This window comes from Citrobacter sp. Cpo142 (assembly GCF_030332425.1).
Lineage (GTDB): Bacteria > Pseudomonadota > Gammaproteobacteria > Enterobacterales > Enterobacteriaceae > Citrobacter > Citrobacter portucalensis.
Map to the genome: position 1 here is coordinate 1 of NZ_JAOWHW010000061.1, position 905 is coordinate 905.

General features: G+C 44.8%; 1 protein-coding gene and 1 pseudogene. One reads left to right on the forward strand and one right to left on the reverse strand.

The features are described from left to right. Positions 1-314: 314 nt before the first annotated feature. Positions 315-683, reverse strand: a complete 369-nt coding sequence (locus OGY18_RS02910; protein WP_032242306.1) for a hypothetical protein — start codon at positions 681-683, stop codon at positions 315-317. Between the two features lie 144 nt (positions 684-827). Between OGY18_RS02910 and OGY18_RS02915 the strand changes: the two are divergent. Further along, positions 828-905 (forward strand): annotated as a pseudogene (locus OGY18_RS02915) (hypothetical protein); the annotation flags it as partial.

Here is a 905-nt window from a genome sequence, read left to right on the forward strand (position 1 = left end):
GTCTGTCGTCAGTACTTTCGCCCAAGAGCCACCTGAAGCGCCTCTTTATCCAGCATGGCTTCGGCAAGCAGCTTCTTGAGCGGGTCCGCTTGGAAAAAGGAAATTATCCTACGTTAAGCGTTTTAAGCTAACGGGTGATTTCGTTCCATTGAGCGCGAACCCCTGACCGTAAGGGATGTACGAAATGATCCGGCTGTCCGTTAATGGTTTTGCTTACTTTCGGACATGTTGTCTACATGCTGTACGTAATCGTTCGGTTTCGGACGTTTAAGTCACATGCACGTTAACTGTCGGTATTCATCGCCTCACTAGTACTACTCTGCTAGTTCATCATGTTCTTCGAGAGCATATTCAAAATCGGCAACAAGCAAGAAATTTTCTATCCTATAAGCCTGATTTAACTTAATTCGTTGGTATCTTTCGTTCAATAATCGCCATGCTGTTTTCCGTAGTACCATCGGTACGGATTCATCTTTTAAAGTACGCATGAGCACAGAACAGGTTGTCAGAAAAGCAGCGTCCTTACGTTTTCGGTAATACGCATCAGTCGAACAAACCGCAATGATCTCGATTGATTCAGGGTGATGACAGATAGCATTAACCGTAGTTTGTTCATGTATCTGTGCCTTGAGTTCAGCCTGAATTTTTGATTGATGATACATAGCCTTGAGATAGCTAAACATGATTTCCCCATCGAACAGTAAGTCGTGTCAATTCCTAGAGTTAACACATTTCTGATCATGACTCACACGTTACGTTCAGTCGGTAGCCATCTGTGCAAAAAATGCGCTTAGCGTAGGATAATTTCCTTTTTCCAAGCGGACCCCATCAACATCGAATACATGAAAGCCAGCATCCGTGCCAGGGTGGAGCACCCGTTTCGCATCATCAAGCGGCAGTTCGGC